Here is a 19,949-nt window from a genome sequence, read left to right as displayed (position 1 = left end):
ATTAACGGACTTTGGCGAAATTTTTTTCGAGGAATTTGCGAAATAGCTTCCATTCGCTGCGGCTGAACAGCGGTCGCGCCTGGATGGCCAGTTCAACCCCCCGTTCGTTCAGCCCTGGATTGGTGTTTCTGTTCAGGTTGACGTTGTCCGTGTTCGCTCCCAGCTGCTGTCTGAGCCGGTCGGCTTGCTCGGGCAGGGCCAGCTTCAGCACATTCCACAAAAAGGTCCTGGGCTCATGAGGATCGCTGGCTTGTTCATAGTTGATGCTCACGAAATTAAGGTCGCGTTTACCACCCAGCTTTGAGAGGGTCTGCTCCAGGTGGTTGGGGTCGGTGTAAGAGAAATCGGCTGTTCGTCGGAACGTGTCGAAGTGACTTGCTTCGGGATTGAGTCGCCCTTCCTTGAGCAGCTGGGTATGGCATGAGCGGATGAACGCTTCATGGGTTCTGCTGGCGAACAGGATGCTCCACGAGATAGAACGCTCTTCAAGACTGTCTTCCAACCCGACCATTAAGCGTTTGGTGCGCGACTTGGCATAGCGATACAAGCCCGTCCTGTGTTCCTTATTGCGAGGTTTTCTGCGTGGTGGCTCCGCAAGGCCGCTGCGCAATGTGCCGAAAATGGCCTCGAAAGACAGAACAATGGTGTGGATCGATTCCGGATGCTCCCCTGCCAGCTCGAGCAGAGTGGTTCTGGTCTGTGAGGTCAGTCTTGTGGACGTTTTTCGATCTCTACGTCCCCATTGCAGGTGACGCCATAACTCGGAGCAACGCTTTTTGAAGGTCTTGGGTCCGAGATACAGCACCCCATGCTCCAGTAGCAGCTCTCGGTTGGTCTGCAGGTTTCGCTGGATGTAGGTGCTGCCGGTTTTGTGCAGCCCGCAATGCAGAACAATCCGGCTCGGTTTGAGCTGAATCACGCGACCTGCCGTTGTGGGCTGGACTCAAGACAGCCTTCAAGGCGTTCGAGGGCAAGCCAGGCGCCTTCGCCGTTGTTTTTGTGGCCCTGCCAGATTTCGGGAATGAAGCTTGCCTTGGGGGCGAACTGGTCCATCAGGGCAAACAACTGGACCCAGTCGATTTCACCGTCGTGGATCTGTAGGCCTTCACCATCGACACCTTTCGCATCGGCCAGGTGCATGTGCGCCGTGAAGGGAAGGATCGCCTTGAGGAAGGTGCTGAAGGAGGCATTGAGGTGGGTGCAGGCGAGCTTGGAGTGGGACACATCCAGGCAGACGCGCATGCCCGTTTCGTTGCAGAACTCCTGGATGAAGTCGGTGTCGACAAACAGGTTGTGATAGCGCTGCCCACCGAAGTGCCAGGGGAAGGGGGGCATGGTCTGGGGAATGATCTCTAATTCGCCAGCTGTGTTGATCTGCTGAAGGCTGTCAATCAGGCGTTGCCTCAGCGGTTGCAACTCAGTGCGCTCGAGATGGTGGTGCTCTGAGAAGCCACCGACGTTGGTCACCAGAAGGACGGGATCGGGGCAGTCGAAGCGACTACGCAGGTCACGGGAAATGTCGACCACGCGCTGGAGTTCCTCAATCGAGTGACGCCGATAGTCGTAATCAGCGCTGCAGAGGTCGAGGGTGTGATCGCCTGCAAAGAGTTCAGGGGCGTGCACCACCAGGCCGAGCTGTTGTTGTGTCGGCAGCACCTGATCAAGGTTGACCTCGAGGTCCTTGTAGCTGAGGTGGATTTCAACGAGGTCGAGATTGCTGGTGGCGGAAAAACTCTCAATGTCGTGATACCTGACCGGAACACCGAAGTGATGTTGGAAGCGGTAGGCGCGCGGGGCGGCGGCCGGGGTCTCGAGGTCTGAGGGGAAGAAGAAGTCCCCGGAGGTTTTGCTCACCGGCAACGTCTTCCCAATCAGATCCTCCAGACGGTTCGGCTGCAGCCCTTGCCCCGGGCTTTGGATGCCGACCATCGCTTCGGTGATCTCCATACCGGCGGGGATGTCGCAGGTGGCGACCAGGCTCTTGGCGAGTACCTCGCGGTTCATCATTTCGCCCTGGCTGATGCTGCGTTCGCCGCTGCTGCCCATCGATTCCTCCACCCGGCGGATGCCGTGGATCATCTGGGCGAATTCATCGGGCAGCAGGCTCACCTTGTGATCGTTGCCTTCCATGGATCGATCGAGGGTGATGTGTTTCTCAATCACCACGGCGCCAAGGGCGGCGGCGGCAATGGGCACTTCGATGCCCCGCTCATGGCCGGAATAGCCCACGGGAGCCTCGGCCAGGTCACGCAAACGCTCGAGATAGCGGAGGTTGACGTCCTTGAACGGGGTCGGATAGGTGGAATTGCAGTGGAGCAGCACATAGCCAGCCCCCTCATTTTGGAGATGACGGATGCCGGAGCGGATCTCCACCTCGGAGGCCATGCCGGTGGAGCAGATCAGGGGCTTGCCTGTGGCCGCAAGGCTGGAGAGCAGGGCGTGGTTGGTGAAATCTGCCGACGCCACCTTGAAGCCTTCCATCCCCCAGCGGTTGAGCTTGTCGAGGCTGGTTTCATCCCATGGGGTGCAGAGGGGTACCAGCCCCTTGCTGGCGGCGTGATCAAAGCAGCGGAACAGCTCATCGTCGCTGAGCTGAAAGCGCTCAAGCAGATCCAGGGTGTATTGGGTGCCCAGATCTGAAGCCATGTCGTTGCTGTCGCCCGCATTGCGGTACAGCCGACTCATGTCCCGCATCTGGAACTTGGCGCAGTCCGCTCCCGCTGCGTGGGCTGCATCAATGAGTTGGAGAGCGATGTCGAGATCGCCGTTGTGGTTGTTGCCGATTTCGGCGATCAGGAAGCAAGGGGCGTCATCGCCGATGCGATGGGAGCCAATTTGGAGCCCATCGGTGGCACGTCGGGCCACCGCGACAATGCGGCCATGGCTGTCCAGCAGGGGCAGCGCGATGATGCGTGAGTTGAGTAATGCGCTCAGATCACCTGCGCTGGTGCCCTCGGCAGCCGAGCGGCAGTTGGCGTTCATGGCGGCGGTGACCGGCCGGTTCAGGTCGATCTCTCCGCAACCGGCAATCCAGCGGCGGAAGTCGCCATCAGTGAGGACACCCTGGAGGATGCCGCTTTCCGAGACAACAAAGATCAGGCGTGACTGGTTGGCCGTGATCTTGCTCAGCGCCGACAGGATGCTGTCTTCCGCGAAGACAACAAACTGGGTGAAATTTCGCTCAATCAGGATGCCTCTCACCGTTCTGTCGGCCACCTGGGTTGAGTCAGTCGTCGAACTTACTTCAGATCTCTGTAAGAGATCACTAGTGCGATCTGCCGGAGCAGTGGGTTGGGCTGGCGGACAGCCCAATATCGACGGGCGACGCCGCGGTGGAGCGGGCGCATCAGGGCCGCCTGGCACAGCAGTTCCTGAGCACTGCTCCAGTCGCCAGTGGCGATGGCGGCTTCCGCTCCCAACCGCAGTTGGTTGAAGCTGGACTGGGCATTGCCCGGGTAGCCGCTCGTGCTGGGGAGGGATTGCGGTGGCTGGCCTTTCTGCTCCTGCAGGGCCTGGAGCAGGGCGGAGGGGCTGAATTGCTGCCCGTAGCCCATCCACTCCAGCCAGCGCGGATCCGGGGATGGCCCTTCGGCATCAAGGGCATCCAGGTTGGGGATGGCTTCCAGGGAGCGCCACACCCCGCTGCCCGCATAAACGTGGCCTCCGTAGTCCGGTTGCAGGCCCAGATCGCTAATGGCAATCGTCCGGCAGCCGAAGTCGAGGGCGTCGAAAAAAGCTGTCGAGGAAAGGGTGGCCAGCAGCCTGGCTTGCTTCAGCAACACCGGCAGCGGGCGATAGTCCAGCCGCAGATTGGCGGGAGGCACCCCCAGGGTCTGCTGCAGGGTCGTGCTGATGTGGGTTTCGACGTCATGAAAGGTGGCGTCTCCCGGCGCGATTCGGGGTTTGATCAGCACCTCCCAGTTGGGCGAACGGATGGCCAGATCGCTGAGCAGACGCACCAGCCGGGCCCGTTCGGGGGGTGATGCGGGCATGATCACTTGCTCGGCAAACACCAGGCGCCGCGGACGCTGGGCGACAGGAACCAGGTCTGAGCTGGGGGCGTTGCGCCGCAGACCGGTGAGCACGGTGCGCTGATGTGTAAATGGGGTCCCCTCCACCAGCTGGGCCAGGGCCTCTTGATCACGCGGTCCGCTGAGGCAGATCAGGTCGTAGCCAAGCCGCCAGCTCACCCCTTCGATGAAGTGGTCCAGCACCACGCCGTTGAAACCACAGAACAGCAAGGGGCGTTTGGGATGCCGTTGCAGGGCAAGACGGATGTCATTGAGCTTGCTGCCCGTCAAGAACACGCCGATGGCATCAAAGCTCTGCAGACGCTGATCGCTCAGCAGCCGAGCCAGGCCCTGATGGCGCAGGGTGACGTGCTGACCGAGGCGTTGCAACAACCCCTGGGGTGTTCCATCCCGTGGAATCACGTTGAGGGTCCAATGCACGTTCAGTGCGGTCGGAGCGCCGCAGAGGGCCTCGCAGGCCAGCAGTTGGCTGTCACTGTCAGCGATCAACAGCACGTTGAGCGTGGGCCGGGTCGGTGTCGCTGTCATCTCACGTCCTGGCGGGCAAGCTCGCTCAGGGCTTCGATCAGGCGCTTCGGTCCGTCTTTGATGTCAGCGCCCATGCCATCGAGCCAGGTTCGGTTCGCCGTTGGCAGCGCGTTCACGGCATCGAGGTTGGGGATGCTGCGCAGGCGATGCATGGCACCGCAGCCGAAGAAGCCCGTCGTGTTCTGTTCATCATGGATGCCGTAGTCGCCCACGATGATTGGGATGCGGCCCCAATCCATCGCTGCCAGGCTCCAAGGGGAACTCACCGTCAGGCAGGCGGTGCAGGATCCCAGCAGTGGCAGTAGCTGGCCTGGTGAGGCTTCCACCAAGTTCTCGGCGAGGGGTGCGTCGCCTGGCATGAGCGCCGTCGTCGAGCTCCAGCTGTGGTCGCGTTGCAAGATCACGGTCCATTTCGGCCGTTGCCGCGCCCAGGTGTTGAGTTGGCGCAGCAGTTGATCGCGGGCTCCAATGTGGGTGGGGATCCTCTCTTGGATCAATGCGAGCAGCAGGGGCTGCTGGGCTGGAGCGCAGGGTGTGGTCTGGGGAAACCAGAAGCCCGTGCTGATCACGGGCGGCGTCGGCAGGCTGGCGGGCCAGTTGAAGGTGAGTGATCGAAGTTGACGGCGCTGGTGTTCGCCGCTCACCACAAGAAGATCACAGCCCATGCGCAGCGTGAGATCGCGGATCAGGGCATCGCCCACCAAGGGCACGAGGGGGCCGCTGAACAGCTTCGCCGCGCGCCGACCGCGCGCGTTACAGAGGCCTTGATAGGTCTCGATGAAGTGCTGAACCTGCTCTGGCTTCTCCAGGAACAAGCCAATGGCTGAGACCTGATCCAACAGAGGGTGTGCGGGCAGATGCTGCAGATCGATGTTCAGCTGCTGTGCAGGTGTGGCCAGGGGCTGGTGTCCATGAAGTTTTGGCCCAGCCGTGATGCAGCGCTGACCCTGGTGTTCCAGCGCCTCTGCCATCAGCAAGCAGGCGGAACGCTCCAGCCCTCCGTCGCTGACCAGCAGAAGGGTCATCGTTCCCGCAGCAGTTTCGAGAGCCAGCCGAACCCCACCACACTGTCCCGCAGGCTGCGCAGCATGCGCCGGGTGCGGTGCCGTTTGCGCTGGCTGGAGCGTGCGCCACCACTGCTCAGCATCCGCCGGCCGCCGTTGCGCAAGGCGGCCTTCTGCCAGTCACTGCTGCCCCAGCTCAGGGGACCATGGTTTGAGGTTCCAAGGGGTGTGGCCGGTCTGTTCAGTCGGTCGACTAAGGCCGTGATGAAGCGATCCTCACCGTCCCGCTGCAGGCCTTGCTGCTCGAGCCACTGAGCGTCATGGGTTATGTCGAAGGGGTTGGCCTTGATCGCAGCGAAGCTGGCGATGGCGCCCGAACTGGCGAAGAAGTGGTTGCCGAGGGTTTCGGTCACACCCAGATCACCGACGATGCGTGTGCTGATGCCCATCGCCATCGATTCCATGGCGGCCGTCGATGAGACGGTGATGGCGCAACCGCACTGGCGCAGAAGTCGGGTGGCGGGCTTGAAACTGAGGCGAAGATTCGGCTGATCGCGCGTCATCTTGTCGATCACACTCGCCATCTCTCCATGGCGCCGGTGCAGGGTGCTCTCGATGCTCGACGTTCGCGGTTTGAAGATCACGGGGTGATCGGGCCAGGCCGCGGCTAGCTCTTTGATCTGCTCACAAAGGAACCGGCGCTGTAGGGGATGCACCGGAATCGAGGGCTGTTCGAAGAACACGATCGATGGGTTCTCCGGGACTGCCGTGCGCGGTTTTGTGTGCCAGAGAATCGGCAGGCCCGTCACCACGGCATTGCTGCTGTCGAGGCCGAGGGCCTTGCGACCTCGCCCATAAAGGGCCAGATCGTCAGCACTGTTGAGACAGAGCAAGTCGGCGCCCGACCGATCCATCATCCCTTCGAGACCAAACCGGAACAGGATTCCCGGGTAAGCGCTGATGAGGCGTGGCCGTTGCTCTTGATGCGCCCAAATGTTCTGGAGTTGCAGCAGAGCATCGCGGCTGCGCTGGCCATCCAGACCCAAGATCAATCCATCCACGTCCCCAGCCATGGCGCCACAGAGCTGGCGCAGATCGTTCCAGTTGTGTTTTTCAATGCGGATCTTGGGATCGATCCGCCGAATTTCGAGGCGCTGCCGCCTGGACAGGGCCCGGTTGTTCAGCTGCAGGAGCAACAGAGTGGTCTCAGCTCCCTCCCGCCGGCAGGCAGCCAGCATGGTCATCGCCAGCTTCCCGAAGGAGTCGAAGCAGGCAACAGCTGTGACCTTGCGGCCGAGGAGGCGCTTGGATTCTGCGGGCGCCATCGACTCCGACACTTTGCCGAGCAAAATTACTCGGCTTTCTGTTCCGCGATGCTGCGGCATAGGGCCAGATCGTCGGGCGTGTCGATTTCTGGCCCCATCTGCTCCAGCACCACCGGGATTGACGGACGGCAAAAGCGGCTGCCGCAGCGCCGGAAGGCGGCGACGCGCATGGCGTAGATCGCGCCGGTTTCCAGAAAAGCCGGTTCCAGGTCCTGGCGGCGTTGGCGGGGTTGCTCAGGGTCGTGGTTAATGCCCCGCCCATCGGCGCGCCAGAGGAAGCCATGCCATGGGGTGACGGCGAAGCTGCTGTTGCAGCGTTCTGGGCTCAAGGCAGTCAGCACCGCATCGATTTGCGCCCCAGTCGTGAACGGGGAGGTGCATTGCAGGAAAACCAGCTTGGTTTCCAAGGGCCCCTGCTCTTCCAGGAGGTCGAGAGCATGTAACAGTGCCGATTCCGAACTGGCGGTGTCGCCGGCGATGGCTGCGGGGCGCCGAATGACACCCGCGCCCTCGACTTCGGCGGCTGCCGCGATGGCGTCATCGTCTGTGCTCACCACCACCCGGCCAACGCCTTGGCTGGCCTGGGCAGCACGAATGCTGCGGCAAACCAGAGGCACACCGCCCACCGTTTGCAGGTTCTTGCCCGGAATTCCCTTCGATCCACCGCGGGCGGGGATCAAGGCCAGCGCGCCACGGGGGACTGCCATCGGTGAGGATTCAGTGCGTCCTGTCTTACCCGATGACCAGGCCTGCTGCTCTGCGGCTCGGTGTTCCTGCCCGGGGCATGCTTGCGCACCGCTCACTGCCGCAGCTCATGGCGCCGGATCGTTTGGTGCCGGGCCGTCGTCGTGATGTGGACGTTCTGCTCGCCTGGGGGCGGCGGCCCAGTGCGCTGCGGGTAGAGCACCTCGCCCGCCGTTGGGGGCTACCGGTGTGGCATCTCGAGGACGGTCTGCTGCGCTCCGTGGCCAAGGGCCGGGCTCACCCACCGCTTGGTCTGCTGGTGGATGAGCTGGGGGTGCACTTCGATGCAACGGCCCCCAGCCGAATGGAGCAGTTGATTGCGGCGCCGATTAACGCGGCTGAGGCCGATCGTTCCCGCGCACTGCAGAGGCTCTGGCGCGAGCAGCGGCTCAGCAAGGTGAACCCTCCCGTGGAGGCGGAAGCTCCCCAGGAGCCCTATGTGCTGGTGGTAGATCAATCTGCCGGGGATCGATCGATCGCTCTCGGATTGGCCGATGCCAATTGTTTTCAGCGGATGCTTCAGGCCGCCTTGGTCGAACATCCCGACTGCACGGTGGTGCTGAAGGTGCATCCGGATGTGATCTCCGGCCGCGCCCGGGGCCATTTCAAGGCTCGGGATCTGGCCCAGCCCCGCGTTCGCTTGAGTGCGGATGGTGGCCATCCCGCGCAGCTGCTCGAGGGGGCTCGGGCGGTGTATGTGGTCACTTCCCAGATGGGATTTGAGGCTTTGCTGTGGGGGCGCCCTGTTCACTGCTTCGGCATGCCCTTCTATGCCGGATGGGGGCTCACCCATGACCGATGTGAAGCCCCGGCCCGGCGACGCCAGGGAGCCAGCCTTGAGGCCCTGGTGCATGCCGCACTAGTAGGTGCCTGCCGCTGCATCGACCCCCACCGGCATCAGCCCTGCAGCATCGAAACCTTGATGGATGCGATTGGTTTACAGCGGACCCTGCAGAGGCAACAGCCGAGGCGATGTGTGGCCTTCGGCTTCACGCCCTGGAAACAGCGCAATTTGCGTCGTTTCATGGCAGGCGGTCAGCTGCGGTTTCGAGCCCCATGGCGGCGGATTCCGCAGGGCGTTGATGCTGTGGTGGTCTGGGGCCGCCGAGCCAGGCCGCGGCTGCTCGAGGCCGCTGCGCGTCGGCAGCTGCCTGTGCTGCAGGTGGAAGACGGTTTTCTCCGCTCGGTCGGACTGGGGGCTGATCTGGTGGATCCGGTGTCCTGGGTGGTGGATCACCAGGGCGTTTATTACGACGCCACCAGACCCAGCGATCTGGAAACACACCTGGCAACGGGGCAGTGGACCTCTGCGCAACGGCAGAGGGCTTCAGCATTGCGTCAGCGGTTGGTGCAGGAGGCGATCACCAAATACAACCTCCAGGCCGAGCCTTGGCTTCGTCCTGCTGGTCAGCGTCGGGTTGTGCTGGTGATCGGACAGGTGGAAAGCGATGCGTCAATCCGCTATGGCGCCCCTGGCCTGCGCAGTAACCGTGCCTTGCTGGCGGCGGTGCGGGCGGCGGAGCCGGAGGCTTATCTCGTTTACAAACCTCATCCGGATGTTGTGGCCGGCCTCTGCCGTGCCGGTGCTGGCGAGGAAGATGCCGCCGAGCTCTGTGATGTTGTGCTGCCGCAGGGCTCGATTCAGCAGCTGTTCACTCAGATCGACGCTCTGCACGTGCTCACATCGCTGGCGGGGTTTGAGGCGTTGCTGCGCGGCCTGGAGGTGCATTGCTGGGGCTTGCCGTTTTATGCCGGCTGGGGACTCACCCACGACCGTGAGCATTGCGGCCGCCGTCAGCGGCCCTTGTTGCTGGATGAGCTGGTTCATGCCGCACTGATCGACTATCCCCGCTATGTCAGCCGCGACAGCGGCTGGTTCATTACGCCGGAGCAGGCCATCGACGAACTGGTGGCTTGGCGCGCCGCTCCACCGCAGCGGCGCACGCTTGTGCAGGCCCTGTTCCGCCACTGGGGCAGGCTCCGGCGCCGTTAAGGCGTGCCAGGATTTTGCTCATTCATGGGCGGGATGCAGTTTGGCCAGGGGACGGGCGCCAGCTCTAGTGCAGGTGCGGATCGACGGACCGGTTCTGCTGTTGATGGGCCCCATCGGTCTGTTCTTCGCTCGCTTCTGTAGCTACCTGCAGGGGTGCGGCATTCCGGTCACCAAGGTGGCTTTCCCCCTGCAGGAATTCGGCTTCCCGGCCGATGTCTGTGTGCCGTACAGCAAGGGGATGGAGTCGTGGCGGCCCTTCCTTCGCCGGCTGATCGAAGAGAGGGGAATACGCCACATCTTTATGTATGGCGACTTCACCATTCCCCACCGGATCGCGATTGAAGAGGCACAGAACCTCGGCATTGAGGCCTGGGTGTTTGAGCTGGGTTACCTGCGTCCGAACTACGTGACCCTGGAACGGGACCGGGTGAATGCTCGCTCCAACCTCAACCAGCCAGCAGCCTTCTACAGGGCGTTGCCCCAGTGCGACCAGCTGCCGCAAAATATCGTGCTGGATCCGGGCTGGCGCTGGCGTAAGGCCTGGAAGGCTCCCACATTTATTCAGCACGCCTTTACCCGCTACCCGATTATTGAGGGTGAGCACAAGCTTCAGCCCTCACCAGGGTTCCTCTGGTGTCAGGTGCGCGGCACCTGGCGTTATTGGCTTTATCGCTGGCAAGAACGATCGGTGAAGCAGCGGTTGCTGGAACACCTCTCTTTTTTCCTTGCTGTTCTGCAGGTCTCGAGTGATTCGCAGATTCAGATGGGGTCGCCTTATCGCGGCATGCATGACTTCATTGAAGACGTCATCCGCTCTTTCGCCGGCCATGCCCACGCCTCCGACCATCTGGCCTTCAAGCACCATCCTCGGGATCGGGGCTACAACAACTACGCCTCTCTGATCCGGCTTCTCGCCAAGCAATACGGCGTCTCCGGCCGGGTCCATTACATCCACGATGGCCCCCTCAGCCGATACCTGCGGACTTGCCGTGGGGTGATCACGGTGAACAGCACCGTGGGTCTGCAGGCTTTGTTCCATGCGGTGCCCACCAAAACGATGGGGAACACCTTCTACAACTTGGAGGGTCTGACGGATCAGAAGCCGCTCAATGCGTTCTGGTGTGATCCTCAGCCCAGTGATCGGGCTCTGTTTTATCGCTTCTACAACCATTTGGTGCTCACCACGCAGGTGAATGGAAATTTCGATGGAGATTTCCCCTTCCGCACCACGTTCCCGATCGGTCCGGAAGCCCGTCAGCTCCCCCCCAGCCCCAGACTGCCGATCCCGAAATCAGGGCCGCTGGGTAATCCTGTGCTGTTGCTAGGGCGACTCATGGCACGGCTGGCATGGGCCGCCCTGGGTTTCACGCTTTACGGCTTGCAGCTACCGGCCATGCTGCTGCGGCGACCGGACTGGGCAGCAGCCTTGATGGCCCTGGCTTCCTCTGTGGCTTTGCGGGCCCTGGGCATACAGGTGGTGGTGGATGACAGCCAACCCTCGGAACCGGCCGACATCCCCCTGGTGCACATCTTCAATCACCGCAGTCCCTGTGATGGCCTTGTGACTCAAGGGGTTCTGCGTTTGCCGGGGTTGACCACTGCGCAGCTGCACCTGCGCTGGGTGCTGCCCGGTTATGCCGCTGCTGCGCGCAACGCAGGCTCGGCTGTTCTGGACCATCGCCAGCCCCAGTCCCGCCTCGCCGGGATGATGAATGCCTCAACCTTGTTAAGGGATCACGGCGAAATCATGATTGCTCCCAACGGCTCGCTTGTGACGCCGATTGAGGAGAGGGTGTCGCCGAGTGCGTTCATGCTTGCCCATCATTACGGCGGCCGGGTGGTGCCTTGGTTCTTTAGCTACGACGGATTGGAGGGGGCCGTCGGCGCGCGCTACAAACCGCTGCAGCTGTTGCTGGGTCGTTTGACAGCGCCATTGGGCACGATTTACTGCCGCCGTGGGCGAGCGGATGATCTCAAGCTGCCCGCTGACCCCCGCGACCGGGAGGGTTTCAGCGCTGCCGTTCAGCAGTACTACAGGGAGCAGACAGCACAAGGCTGATGTTGTGTCCGCCGAAGCCAAAGGCGTTCTTGAGCATCAGCCGTTCTGCACCTGAGTCAGAAAGTTCGATTGGCCCTTGGCTGGTCACGGCGAGCTCCACTTCAGGGTCGAGAGGATCGGAGTTGATGCTGCGGGGCAACGTCCCCTGCCGAAGTGCCTGCAATCCGAGAATTGCCTCGACGGCTCCCGCGGCTCCAAGCAGATGCCCGAGCTGGCCCTTGGGTGCGAAGACCGGGATGTGATCGGCGGCAGAGCCCAGGCTGCGCCGCAGCGCCCTTGCTTCGGCGAGGTCGCCTAAGCTTGTACCGGTGGCATGGGCTTGGACGGCGCATAGATCGCCAGGCTCAACTCCAGCCCGCCGTAGGGCATCCTCGATCGCCAGGCTGGCCTGGGTGCCCTGAGGTTCAGGAGCCACGATGTGATGGCCGTCACTACTGCTGCCGCAGGCCAGTTGCCAACCCAGTGCAGCACCGCACGGGGTGTCTACCTCCCGCATCATTGCCAGCACTCCGGCACCCTCTGAGAGCACAAAACCGTCCCGGTCTTTGCTGTAGGGCCGAGAGGCCTTCTCAGGGGCATCATTACGGGAGGACAGGGCCCTCATCGCGGAGAAGCCCACGAGCCCCAGTCGGTTCACTGGTGCTTCTGTGCCGCCGGCTAGGACGAGATCGGCCCGCCCATCATTGAGCAGCATCTGGGCCAGCATCATGGCCTCGGCTCCCGATGCGCAGGCCGAGACGGGGGTGTGCGCACCACCATGCAGGCCCAGGTCGATCGCGACTTGGCCGGCTGCTGCGTCGGGGATCAGCATTGGCACGGTGAGGGGATTGACTCGGCTCGGTCCTCCGGCGGTCAGCTGGGTGTGCTGTTCATGCATTGTGTGGAGCCCGCCGATGCCGGTGCCCAGCACCACAGCCACGCGCGCTGGATCGATGCCTCCGATGGCTGCGGTGGCCATGGCCCAGGCCTCCCGGGCGGCCAGGAGTCCGAGCTGGGCGCAGCGATCGGAGCGGCGCAGAAGGAGCGGCTCCAGGGATGCTGTGGCGGCATCGGGCACGCAGCCTGAAATGCGTACCGGCAGATCGTCGCTCCAGGTTGCGCTCAGGGCGCGGATGCCGGAGCGCTCTGCTAAGACGCCATCCCAGGTTGATCCTGCGTCACAGCCCAGGGGTGAGACTGACCCCCAGCCCACGATCGAAACACGCTGGGAGAGCTGTTGCAGCACTGCCACGGTTAGGCGGTTTTGGAGCTGGTCAGATCGATGTCGAGAGATTCCAGATGGCTCTGGATATCACCAACTGTCTTGAATTGCAGCAGCTGCTCCTCTTGAATGCGAATACCGAAACAGGTGTCGGCCTCGATCAAAATTTCGTAGAACCCCAAGGAGTCGATCCCGATGTCCTCCATCAAGCGTGCGTCACGGGTGATGACAGCTGGATCGGCGCCGGAAATGCGATGCAGTATCTCGACAAGGCGTCCCTCCAGCTGTTGCTTATTGGAGATTCCCTCTGTCAACACCCGCACCCTTTTGATCCAGTAAAAGTACCAGCGTCGCTTCGTTTATCACTCTCCCCGGTACCAGCTGAATTGCTGGTAGACGGGTTGGTGGTCAACGTCGATGAAAAAGGAGAGGCGATCTTTTGGCAGGCGAGAGAGGTCGGCGGCCATCAGGATTTCAGTGATCTGGTTGAAATCCTTCGCCAGAGACAGGTCACAGACCTTGGCTTCCATCAGGTTGAAGTACTGGCGCAACAGCACCGGCAGCCGGAAGTCGTCACTGTGTTCTTCTCGGATCGCTACTTCAAGGGCCTGAACATTGCCGATCGGGTGGATGCTGTCATTGGGCTGGATTTCGTTGATCGGGTGCCGCGGAGGGGGCAGTACTGGACTGATCCTGCGGTACGGAGGCCGCATCAATGCAGTCAGAAAAGCTGTATTGACGGCATCGCTGTGGGCGAAGTGGTTGTAGGAGACCAATCCATGCAGGATGCTGAACCCCGAGCGAGCCGCGATTAGGAGCCCTCCGCGGAAGAGGGCCATTAGGGAATGCGGTTGGCGTTGAAAGCGGCGGGCCAACGCCACCCGGCCAATTTCCACGTGGTGGGTTTGCCCAGCCAGCATCGCCTTGATGCCGGGGTAGACATGCTCCAAGTAGGACTGCTGGCTGCCGGGAAGGTCTTCAGCGGCTGTGAACTGAGGAATGAACTGCAGCCTGGCGGAGCCCGCCAGAGCACTGCTTCCGGCCTCCAGCAGGATTAAGTGGTCGTAGGCCGTGTCACGGCCGTCGAGGTCCCGCGTACTGCCGGAGCCGGAAAGCTGCTGGCGGTAGGTGGATTCCCTCAGGGTGCCGACGGCATCGGCGACGGCCTCAAATCTTGATCCAGGGATCAGATGCAGCTCAAGGCCGTCGAGGCGGAACAGGAGGCTGCTGTCCTGGTTGGTTTCGCTCCAGCCCTGAGGAAGCAGGACGTCTTCCTGCGCTGCTGGTCCGGTCTGCGTCATGGGCCATATCCCTGAATCGCATTATGCGGGAAGATTGGCGTCAAATTGGCTGCTGTCTCAGTTCCACCCATGGTTGTGCCCTCAAGGACCGGTCTCTCCGCAGGCGTTGCTGCAGCGGTTGTGCTCATGGCTCCTGTGTTCCTGGGCGATGGGCTGAAGGCTGAAGAGCGGATCAACTGGCTGAAAACACCGGCGAGGGTCACCACGCCGCTGCAGGCGCCGCCGCCGTTGCCATCCACTCCCAGGCTGCCGCCCCAGACCTATCGCTACCGCCTGGCTCCTGGGGACAGGCTGGTGACCTCGGTGTTCAAGATCGAGGGTTATGAGGCTCAGGTTCAGGTCTTGAGCGACGGCACCATCAACCTGCCGCGGCTTGGCACGGTTGAGGTGTGGGGGTTGACTCTGGAGGAGGCGCGTCAGCGGATCACCGATGGGTACAACCAATTCCTGCGGCGACCTCTGGTCTATCTCGACCTGGTTGAGCAGCGTCCGGTCCGTGTCACGGTGACGGGCCAGGTCCTGCGCTCGGGAGTTTTCACCCTTCCTGTCAACAGTTCGGGATCCCTGGGGACGAGTGGCGAGGTCACCGGAGTCGGCAGCGACGGGGGCGGCTGGCCGACCATGGTGGATGTGATTCAGAAGGCTGGGGGGATTAGCGCTACGGGGGATTTGGCCCGTTTGGAGCTTCTACGCCCTTCCGCAACCCCTGGTGGACCCACCAGGAGCTATGTCTTCGACTACCTCACTGTGCTGAAAAACGGAGGGTTTGCTCCCAACCCGTTGATTTATGACGGCGACAGCATCCGCGTTCACAAGGCGAAATCGCCAGTCAATGTGGACCTGCTGACGACTGCTGCCTCAAACTTTTCCCCGACGGCGATCAATGTTCAGGTCATTGGTGAGGTCTTTTCTCCGGGAGTGGTTGAAATCCGTTCCAACGCTCCGTTGTCCGGTGCCATCCTGGCTTCCGGTGGAGTCACCCGCCGCGGCAGTGTGAAGCGGGTGGACTTGATCCGCATGGATGGCCAGGGCCGCAACACGGTCAAGCAACTGCGTTACGACCCCAATGCTGTGCTCAGTAGTCCCAACAACCCTCCACTGCGCAATGGTGATGTTGTGGTTGTGAACCGCAATACCTTCACCAAGGTCACTGACACGATGACTGATGCCATGTTGCCGCTCGAGCCGATTGTCGATGCGGCCTCGGTCTTCCGGCTTCTCGGCCTGCCGACGGGATTTGGATCATCCTCTCCCAGGCGCTGATTAGATCCCCAATCGCTCCCAGATCACGCCCAGGTGCTCCTGGTGCAATGCGGTGCTGAAGCAGTCGGCCAGCTCGGCTGCGGAGAGCCTGCTGGTGACATCGCCATCCGCTTCGAGGTTGGCGCGGAAGTCGCCGCCGGCGGTGTTCCAGGCCGTGTGGGCATTCCGCTGAACGACCCGGTAGGCCTCTTCACGGCTCATGCCGGTGCCCACTAGGGCAAGAAGCACCCGCTGGCTAAACACCACGCCGCCGTACACATTCATGTTGCGACGCATGTTCTCGGGATAGATCCCGAGCCCCTTCACGACGCTGGTCATTTCCCGCAGCATGAAGTGCAGGGTGACCGAGCAATCGGGGAGCATCATTCGCTCCGTGGAACTGTGGCTGATGTCGCGTTCATGCCAGAGGGCCACGTTCTCCAGGGCAGCAATGGTGTAACTCCGCAGGACCCTGGCCAGACCGCTGATCCGCTCGCTGCGGATTGGGTTTCGTTTGTGGGGCATGGCGGAGCTGCCCTTCTGGCCCTTGGCGAAGTTTTCCTCCACTTCGAGCACATCGGTGCGCTGCAAGTTGCGGATTTCGGTGGAGAATCGTTCCATGGAGGCGCCCACAAGGGCGAGGGTCTGCACGTAGTCGGCATGGCGATCGCGTGAGATCACCTGGGTGCTTGCAGTGTCGGGTGTGAGCCCGAGGATCTCGCAGGTGATTGCCTCCACCTGAGGATCGGTGTTGGCATAGGTGCCCATGGCGCCGCTGACCTGGCCCACGGCTACATCCTGCTCGAGCCGTTCGAGGCGGGTGCGGTTGCGCTCGGTTTCGGCCAGCCAGCCGGCCACCTTGAAGCCGAAGGTGATTGGCTCACCGTGAATGGCATGCGAGCGACCGATCATCTCCGTGCTCTTGTGGGCCCGGGCCAGTTCGCGCAAGGCCTCAGCCAGCAGATCGAGTTCGTCCCGCAGCAAGGCTACGGAGCGTTTTAGCTGCAGGGCCACGCCCGTATCGAGCACATCGCTACTGGTCATGCCCACATGGATGTGGCGACCGGCATCGCCGACGTGTTCGTTCACGTTGGTGAGGAAGGCGATCACGTCATGACGAACCTCGGCTTCGATCTCGAGGATGCGTTCCACCTCAAAGCTGGCCTTGGCCTTGATGGTGTCGAGGGCCTCCTGGGGCACCCGGCCGAGCCGGCAGTTGGCTTCGGTGGCGGCGATCTCCACATCCAGCCAGCTTTGGAATTTCGCCTGCTCACTCCAGACGGCTCCCATCTCAGGGAGGGTGTAACGCTCAATCACCGGCGCGCACGGTTGAACAACCCAACAAATCTATGGGGCCGCCCCTGCGCGACAGCTACAGCATCACCATCTTCTGTGCCTGTATGAGCGGGTGCCCGCCCCCCTTTGAGCAGAACCAAACTCCGCAAGGAGGCTCAGCTCCGGTAATTCTGAGGGGGATTCTTCCACCCTGGGCGAGTGGCGAATGACCTGGTATCGGCTGGTCGAATTCGCCGAAGAATTCGGAATTCCGTCAGTTTTGACCCGCTCAGGCTTGGAGAACGCCGGGGCGGATAGGAGCTTCTTTCGCTTCGGCAGCTCAGAGCGCCGTGCTGTCACGGTCGCCGGTGCGGATGCGCACCACCGATTCAACGGGGCTGATGAAGATCTTGCCGTCGCCGATTTCGCCGGTACGGGCGGCATCGGCGATCGACTTGACCACCTCTTCCACTCGGTCGTCTTCGACCACAACTTCGATCTTCAGTTTCTGCAGAAACTCAACGGTGAATTCCGAACCGCGATAGCGCTCTACCTGCCCTTTTTGGCGACCGAATCCGCGGACCTCGCTCACGGTCATGCCGATGATTCCGGCTTCGACCAACGCCACCTTTACGTCTTCCAGCTTGAAAGGACGAATAATTGCTTCGACCTTTTTCATGGGGGGAGTATTGATCTTGTCTAAAGGATGCCGCGGTTCTCAGAGCTGTGCGTGGCCGCTGTTACAGAACGCTGCTGAAGCTTGACTTCTTAGGGTCACTGCTCAGTACTGGCCCAGTTGATCCCTTTGACTCAGACCCCCCTCTACGGCGAACGCGCCATCGCCGACGCCGAGCTGATCTGCTTCGACAATCCTAGGCCTGGCCGGCCCTACGAGATATCGATCGAGCTGCCCGAATTCACCTGTAAGTGCCCTTTCTCCGGCTACCCCGATTTCGCCGTGCTGCGCTTGATTTACCAACCAGGGCCCCGTGTAGTGGAGCTCAAGGCCATCAAGCTTTACGTGAACAGCTTCCGTGACCAGTCGATCTCCCATGAGGAGGTGACCAATCGGATCCTTGACGATCTGGTCGCGGCCACCGATCCGGTTTGGATGCAGTTGGAAGCCGACTTCAATCCCCGTGGCAACGTTCACACTGTGGTGAGGGTCAGTCACGGCACCCGTCAGCCCTGCTGATCGACTCTTTGTCCAGGGTCGGCCGATGGAGCTACCACCTGCTGCACTAGCAGGGGTAATTCATTGGCGAAGGCGGCGAGATTGCGGTTGCAGAGGCCGCCCACACTGAGGGTTCCATCGGTTGCGATGGCCCAGAGCTGACGGGTGGCTACAAGGCTCAGACCACCTCCTACCAGCAGCACCGCGAAGCCCAAGTAAACCAGTGGAACTCCAGGATCCCGTTTGAGCAGAAGGCCGCTGGCCGGTAGAACCGAGTCCACCCGCATTGGTAATCCCTTCACCTCAGCGGCTGGACCGCCAGGCTGCAGCCGAGCGATCTGTTGGCCGTCCGCATCGAACACCGTGGCGGGCCCTTGTTCACTGTCCAGGCTCAGGAACACCGGTTCCGTCCCATCGGGGCGGGTCGGCAGCACCAGTCCCCAGATCTGATCACCCAGCTCCGGATAGGTCTGCAACGGCAGTTCCAGCACGGGGCTGCGCCCGATCTGCAGGCTGATCGTTGCGAGCGACCAATCTGCCTGATAAATGGTGATGCCCCGATGCCGCAGCGGGTGATTGACGCTGATCTCGGCATCCAAGCTTTGGTTGGGTCCCTTGAGCTGCAGCGCCGATCGGAACTGTTCGGTACGCCCGGCTGGATCTCGATCAATGGCGAAGCGGTCCAGGGTGATCGTCAGCTGACTGGTGCCATCGCGATCCAGCAGATCGAGGCTGCGGCCTGGGGCCAGAAAGCGCTCCAGGCGGTTCCCCGCCAGTGCCCCCCAGGCCGCGCCCAGCATCAGCAGTACCAGGCCGGTGTGCACGAGCAAGGGTCCCACTCGACCGATGGCGCCGCGCCGGGCCGCCAGCCGTTGTGACTTGCGTTGCACCTCCCATCCGCTGGCCCGCAGCACCGTCTCCAGCTGCGTCAGCCCCTGGCTGGGGTCCGGGCAGGCCTGGCTTTCGGCGATGGCCAATTTGCTCAGTTGGCGCGTGGTTCGGTAGTCGATCCAGCGCCGGGCTGCCACCAGGGCTGGCCATTGACGTCTCCAGCTGCAGAGGATCAGGGCGAGGCCGAGCCAGGCCAGCAAGGCCAAAAACCAACCGCTGGAATACACATGATCGAGCTGTAGTCGCAGTACTTGCTCGCCGTGGAGCAGGCCCAGCCAGGGGCTCGTGGCGTAAGCATCGATGTAGCTAACGGGGGGATCCCCCTGGGGGATGGCTGTTCCCACGGCACTGGCCAGGGCGATCAGCAGCAGCAGCACGATCGCCAGCCGCAGATCGCTGAGCCAGGCCGCCAGGCGTTTAAGCATCGCCATGGCCATCAGCTCCAGCGGGCCAGCAGAGTGAGCAGGCCGGTGGTGAGCAGTACGACGCCACTGGCCGGCGGCACCCAGCGGCTGATGCCCCGCAACGCCAGCAGTTTGGGAATAGCTGCTGCAAATGTGCCGGCCAGCAGCAGAGGCAGCACCTGGCCGATGCCGAAGCTGCTGAGCAGGGCCACTCCCACCAGGGGACGTCCGCTTTGGGCGATCCAGCCCAGCAGAACCGCCAACACTGGTGTGGTGCAGGGGGAGGCCGCCAGGCCAAAGGCCAGTCCCGCCGCAACGGGTGCCAGTGGGGCCGGGACCTTTTGACGCCACAGCTCCGGATCCGGCCCACTGGGCAGCGGAATCCGCAGCACCCCCAGCAGGTTCAGCCCCATTGCCACCGCCAGGATCGCCACCAATGTGGGAATCAGTGCCGGCACCTGCCCGTAAATTCGGCCCAGCAGCCCGCTGACGCTGCCCAGCACCACCAAAGCACCGACGATGCCGCCGCAAAAGGCCAGGCTCCGCTGCCAGGCCGGTTGGCCATCTTCAAAGCCCGCCAGATAGGCCAGGGTCACCGGTAGCAACGACAGGGAACAGGGGCCCAGGCTGGTGAGTGCGCCGCCACCAAACACCAGTGCCAGGGTCAGCGGACCGGGATCCGCCAGGGCACGCTGCAGCAGCTGTTCGCTGCTCTGGGCCAGATCGGAGAGCAGCAGCAGGTCCACAGAAGCCCACGAGTTTTCAAAGCCTATCCAG

At 62.3% G+C, this 19,949-nt stretch carries 17 protein-coding genes; 4 read left to right on the top strand and 13 right to left on the bottom strand.

Annotated features, from left to right (window positions below; genetic code table 11):
• Position 1: 1 nt before the first annotated feature.
• The 6 genes from FZZ92_RS11690 to FZZ92_RS11665 are packed head-to-tail and all read right to left on the bottom strand — an operon-like array spanning position 2 to position 7,595.
• Positions 2-919, bottom strand: a complete 918-nt coding sequence (locus FZZ92_RS11690; protein ID WP_226423274.1) for a hypothetical protein — start codon at positions 917-919, stop codon at positions 2-4.
• Positions 916-3,201 (bottom strand): N-acetylneuraminate synthase family protein, encoded by a 2,286-nt coding sequence (locus FZZ92_RS11685; protein ID WP_226423287.1) that lies wholly within the window; start codon positions 3,199-3,201, stop codon positions 916-918. Before FZZ92_RS11685 ends, FZZ92_RS11690 begins: the two co-directional genes overlap by 4 nt.
• A 38-nt stretch (positions 3,202-3,239) precedes the next feature.
• Entirely contained in the window at positions 3,240-4,559 is a 1,320-nt protein-coding gene (locus FZZ92_RS11680) for a DUF6716 putative glycosyltransferase (protein ID WP_226397951.1), read from the bottom strand.
• A complete protein-coding gene (locus FZZ92_RS11675) occupies positions 4,556-5,584 on the bottom strand; it encodes a DUF6716 putative glycosyltransferase (protein ID WP_226423273.1) in 1,029 nt (342 codons plus the stop codon). Before FZZ92_RS11675 ends, FZZ92_RS11680 begins: the two co-directional genes overlap by 4 nt.
• Positions 5,581-6,888, bottom strand: a complete 1,308-nt coding sequence (locus FZZ92_RS11670) for a DUF6716 putative glycosyltransferase (protein WP_226397953.1) — start codon at positions 6,886-6,888, stop codon at positions 5,581-5,583. The genes FZZ92_RS11675 and FZZ92_RS11670 overlap by 4 nt, the downstream gene beginning before the upstream one ends.
• 26 nt (positions 6,889-6,914) lie before the next feature.
• A complete protein-coding gene (locus FZZ92_RS11665; RefSeq protein WP_226397954.1) occupies positions 6,915-7,595 on the bottom strand; it encodes an acylneuraminate cytidylyltransferase family protein in 681 nt (226 codons plus the stop codon).
• A gap of 32 nt (positions 7,596-7,627) precedes the next feature.
• Between FZZ92_RS11665 and FZZ92_RS11660 the strand changes: the two genes are divergently transcribed.
• Both FZZ92_RS11660 and FZZ92_RS11655 read left to right on the top strand, forming a co-directional pair.
• A complete protein-coding gene (locus tag FZZ92_RS11660; RefSeq protein ID WP_226397955.1) occupies positions 7,628-9,625 on the top strand; it encodes a capsular polysaccharide biosynthesis protein in 1,998 nt (665 codons plus the stop codon).
• Positions 9,626-9,665: 40 nt separating this feature from the next.
• On the top strand, positions 9,666-11,684 hold the full coding sequence (locus FZZ92_RS11655) for a capsular biosynthesis protein (protein ID WP_226397956.1): 2,019 nt from the start codon (positions 9,666-9,668) through the stop codon (positions 11,682-11,684).
• On the opposite strand, the gene FZZ92_RS11650 is transcribed toward FZZ92_RS11655, so the two are convergent.
• Genes FZZ92_RS11650 through FZZ92_RS11640 form a run of 3 tightly spaced genes read right to left on the bottom strand, consistent with a single transcriptional unit; the run spans position 11,635 to position 14,186 of the window.
• Entirely contained in the window at positions 11,635-12,915 is a 1,281-nt protein-coding gene (locus tag FZZ92_RS11650) for a beta-ketoacyl-[acyl-carrier-protein] synthase family protein (protein ID WP_226397957.1), read from the bottom strand. The two genes, FZZ92_RS11655 and FZZ92_RS11650, sit on opposite strands and share 50 nt — an antisense overlap.
• A gap of 2 nt (positions 12,916-12,917) precedes the next feature.
• Positions 12,918-13,208, bottom strand: coding sequence for a phosphopantetheine-binding protein (locus FZZ92_RS11645; protein ID WP_226423272.1), 291 nt, complete (start codon positions 13,206-13,208; stop codon positions 12,918-12,920).
• Between the two features lie 39 nt (positions 13,209-13,247).
• Positions 13,248-14,186 (bottom strand): GNAT family N-acyltransferase, encoded by a 939-nt coding sequence (locus tag FZZ92_RS11640; RefSeq protein WP_226423271.1) that lies wholly within the window; start codon positions 14,184-14,186, stop codon positions 13,248-13,250.
• 69 nt (positions 14,187-14,255) lie between these two features.
• Between FZZ92_RS11640 and FZZ92_RS11635 the strand changes: the two genes are divergently transcribed.
• Complete coding sequence (locus tag FZZ92_RS11635) at positions 14,256-15,449, top strand: polysaccharide biosynthesis/export family protein (RefSeq protein ID WP_226397959.1); 1,194 nt, start codon at positions 14,256-14,258, stop codon at positions 15,447-15,449.
• On the opposite strand, the gene purB is transcribed toward FZZ92_RS11635, so the two are convergent.
• Both purB and FZZ92_RS11625 read right to left on the bottom strand, forming a co-directional pair.
• A complete protein-coding gene (gene purB / locus FZZ92_RS11630; RefSeq protein WP_226423270.1) occupies positions 15,450-16,745 on the bottom strand; it encodes an adenylosuccinate lyase in 1,296 nt (431 codons plus the stop codon).
• A gap of 298 nt (positions 16,746-17,043) precedes the next feature.
• Complete coding sequence (locus FZZ92_RS11625; protein WP_006851285.1) at positions 17,044-17,382, bottom strand: P-II family nitrogen regulator; 339 nt, start codon at positions 17,380-17,382, stop codon at positions 17,044-17,046.
• Between the two features lie 126 nt (positions 17,383-17,508).
• Here FZZ92_RS11625 and queF point away from each other — a divergent pair, with 126 nt between their 5' ends.
• Positions 17,509-17,898, top strand: a complete 390-nt coding sequence (gene queF / locus FZZ92_RS11620; protein WP_226397961.1) for a preQ(1) synthase — start codon at positions 17,509-17,511, stop codon at positions 17,896-17,898.
• Here the strand turns inward: queF and FZZ92_RS11615 are convergent.
• Together FZZ92_RS11615 and FZZ92_RS11610 are read right to left on the bottom strand one after the other, a co-directional pair.
• Entirely contained in the window at positions 17,886-19,199 is a 1,314-nt protein-coding gene (locus tag FZZ92_RS11615) for a cytochrome c biogenesis protein ResB (protein WP_226423269.1), read from the bottom strand. The two genes, queF and FZZ92_RS11615, sit on opposite strands and share 13 nt — an antisense overlap.
• 5 nt (positions 19,200-19,204) lie before the next feature.
• Positions 19,205-19,918, bottom strand: coding sequence for a cytochrome c biogenesis protein CcdA (locus FZZ92_RS11610; protein ID WP_226397963.1), 714 nt, complete (start codon positions 19,916-19,918; stop codon positions 19,205-19,207).
• Positions 19,919-19,949: the final 31 nt, after the last annotated feature.

It is taken from the genome of Synechococcus sp. MU1611, from assembly GCF_020514255.1.
Taxonomy (GTDB): domain Bacteria; phylum Cyanobacteriota; class Cyanobacteriia; order PCC-6307; family Cyanobiaceae; genus Parasynechococcus.
The sequence above is the reverse complement of the archived record's forward strand: the minus strand, read 5'-3'. Positions and strand labels throughout refer to the sequence as shown.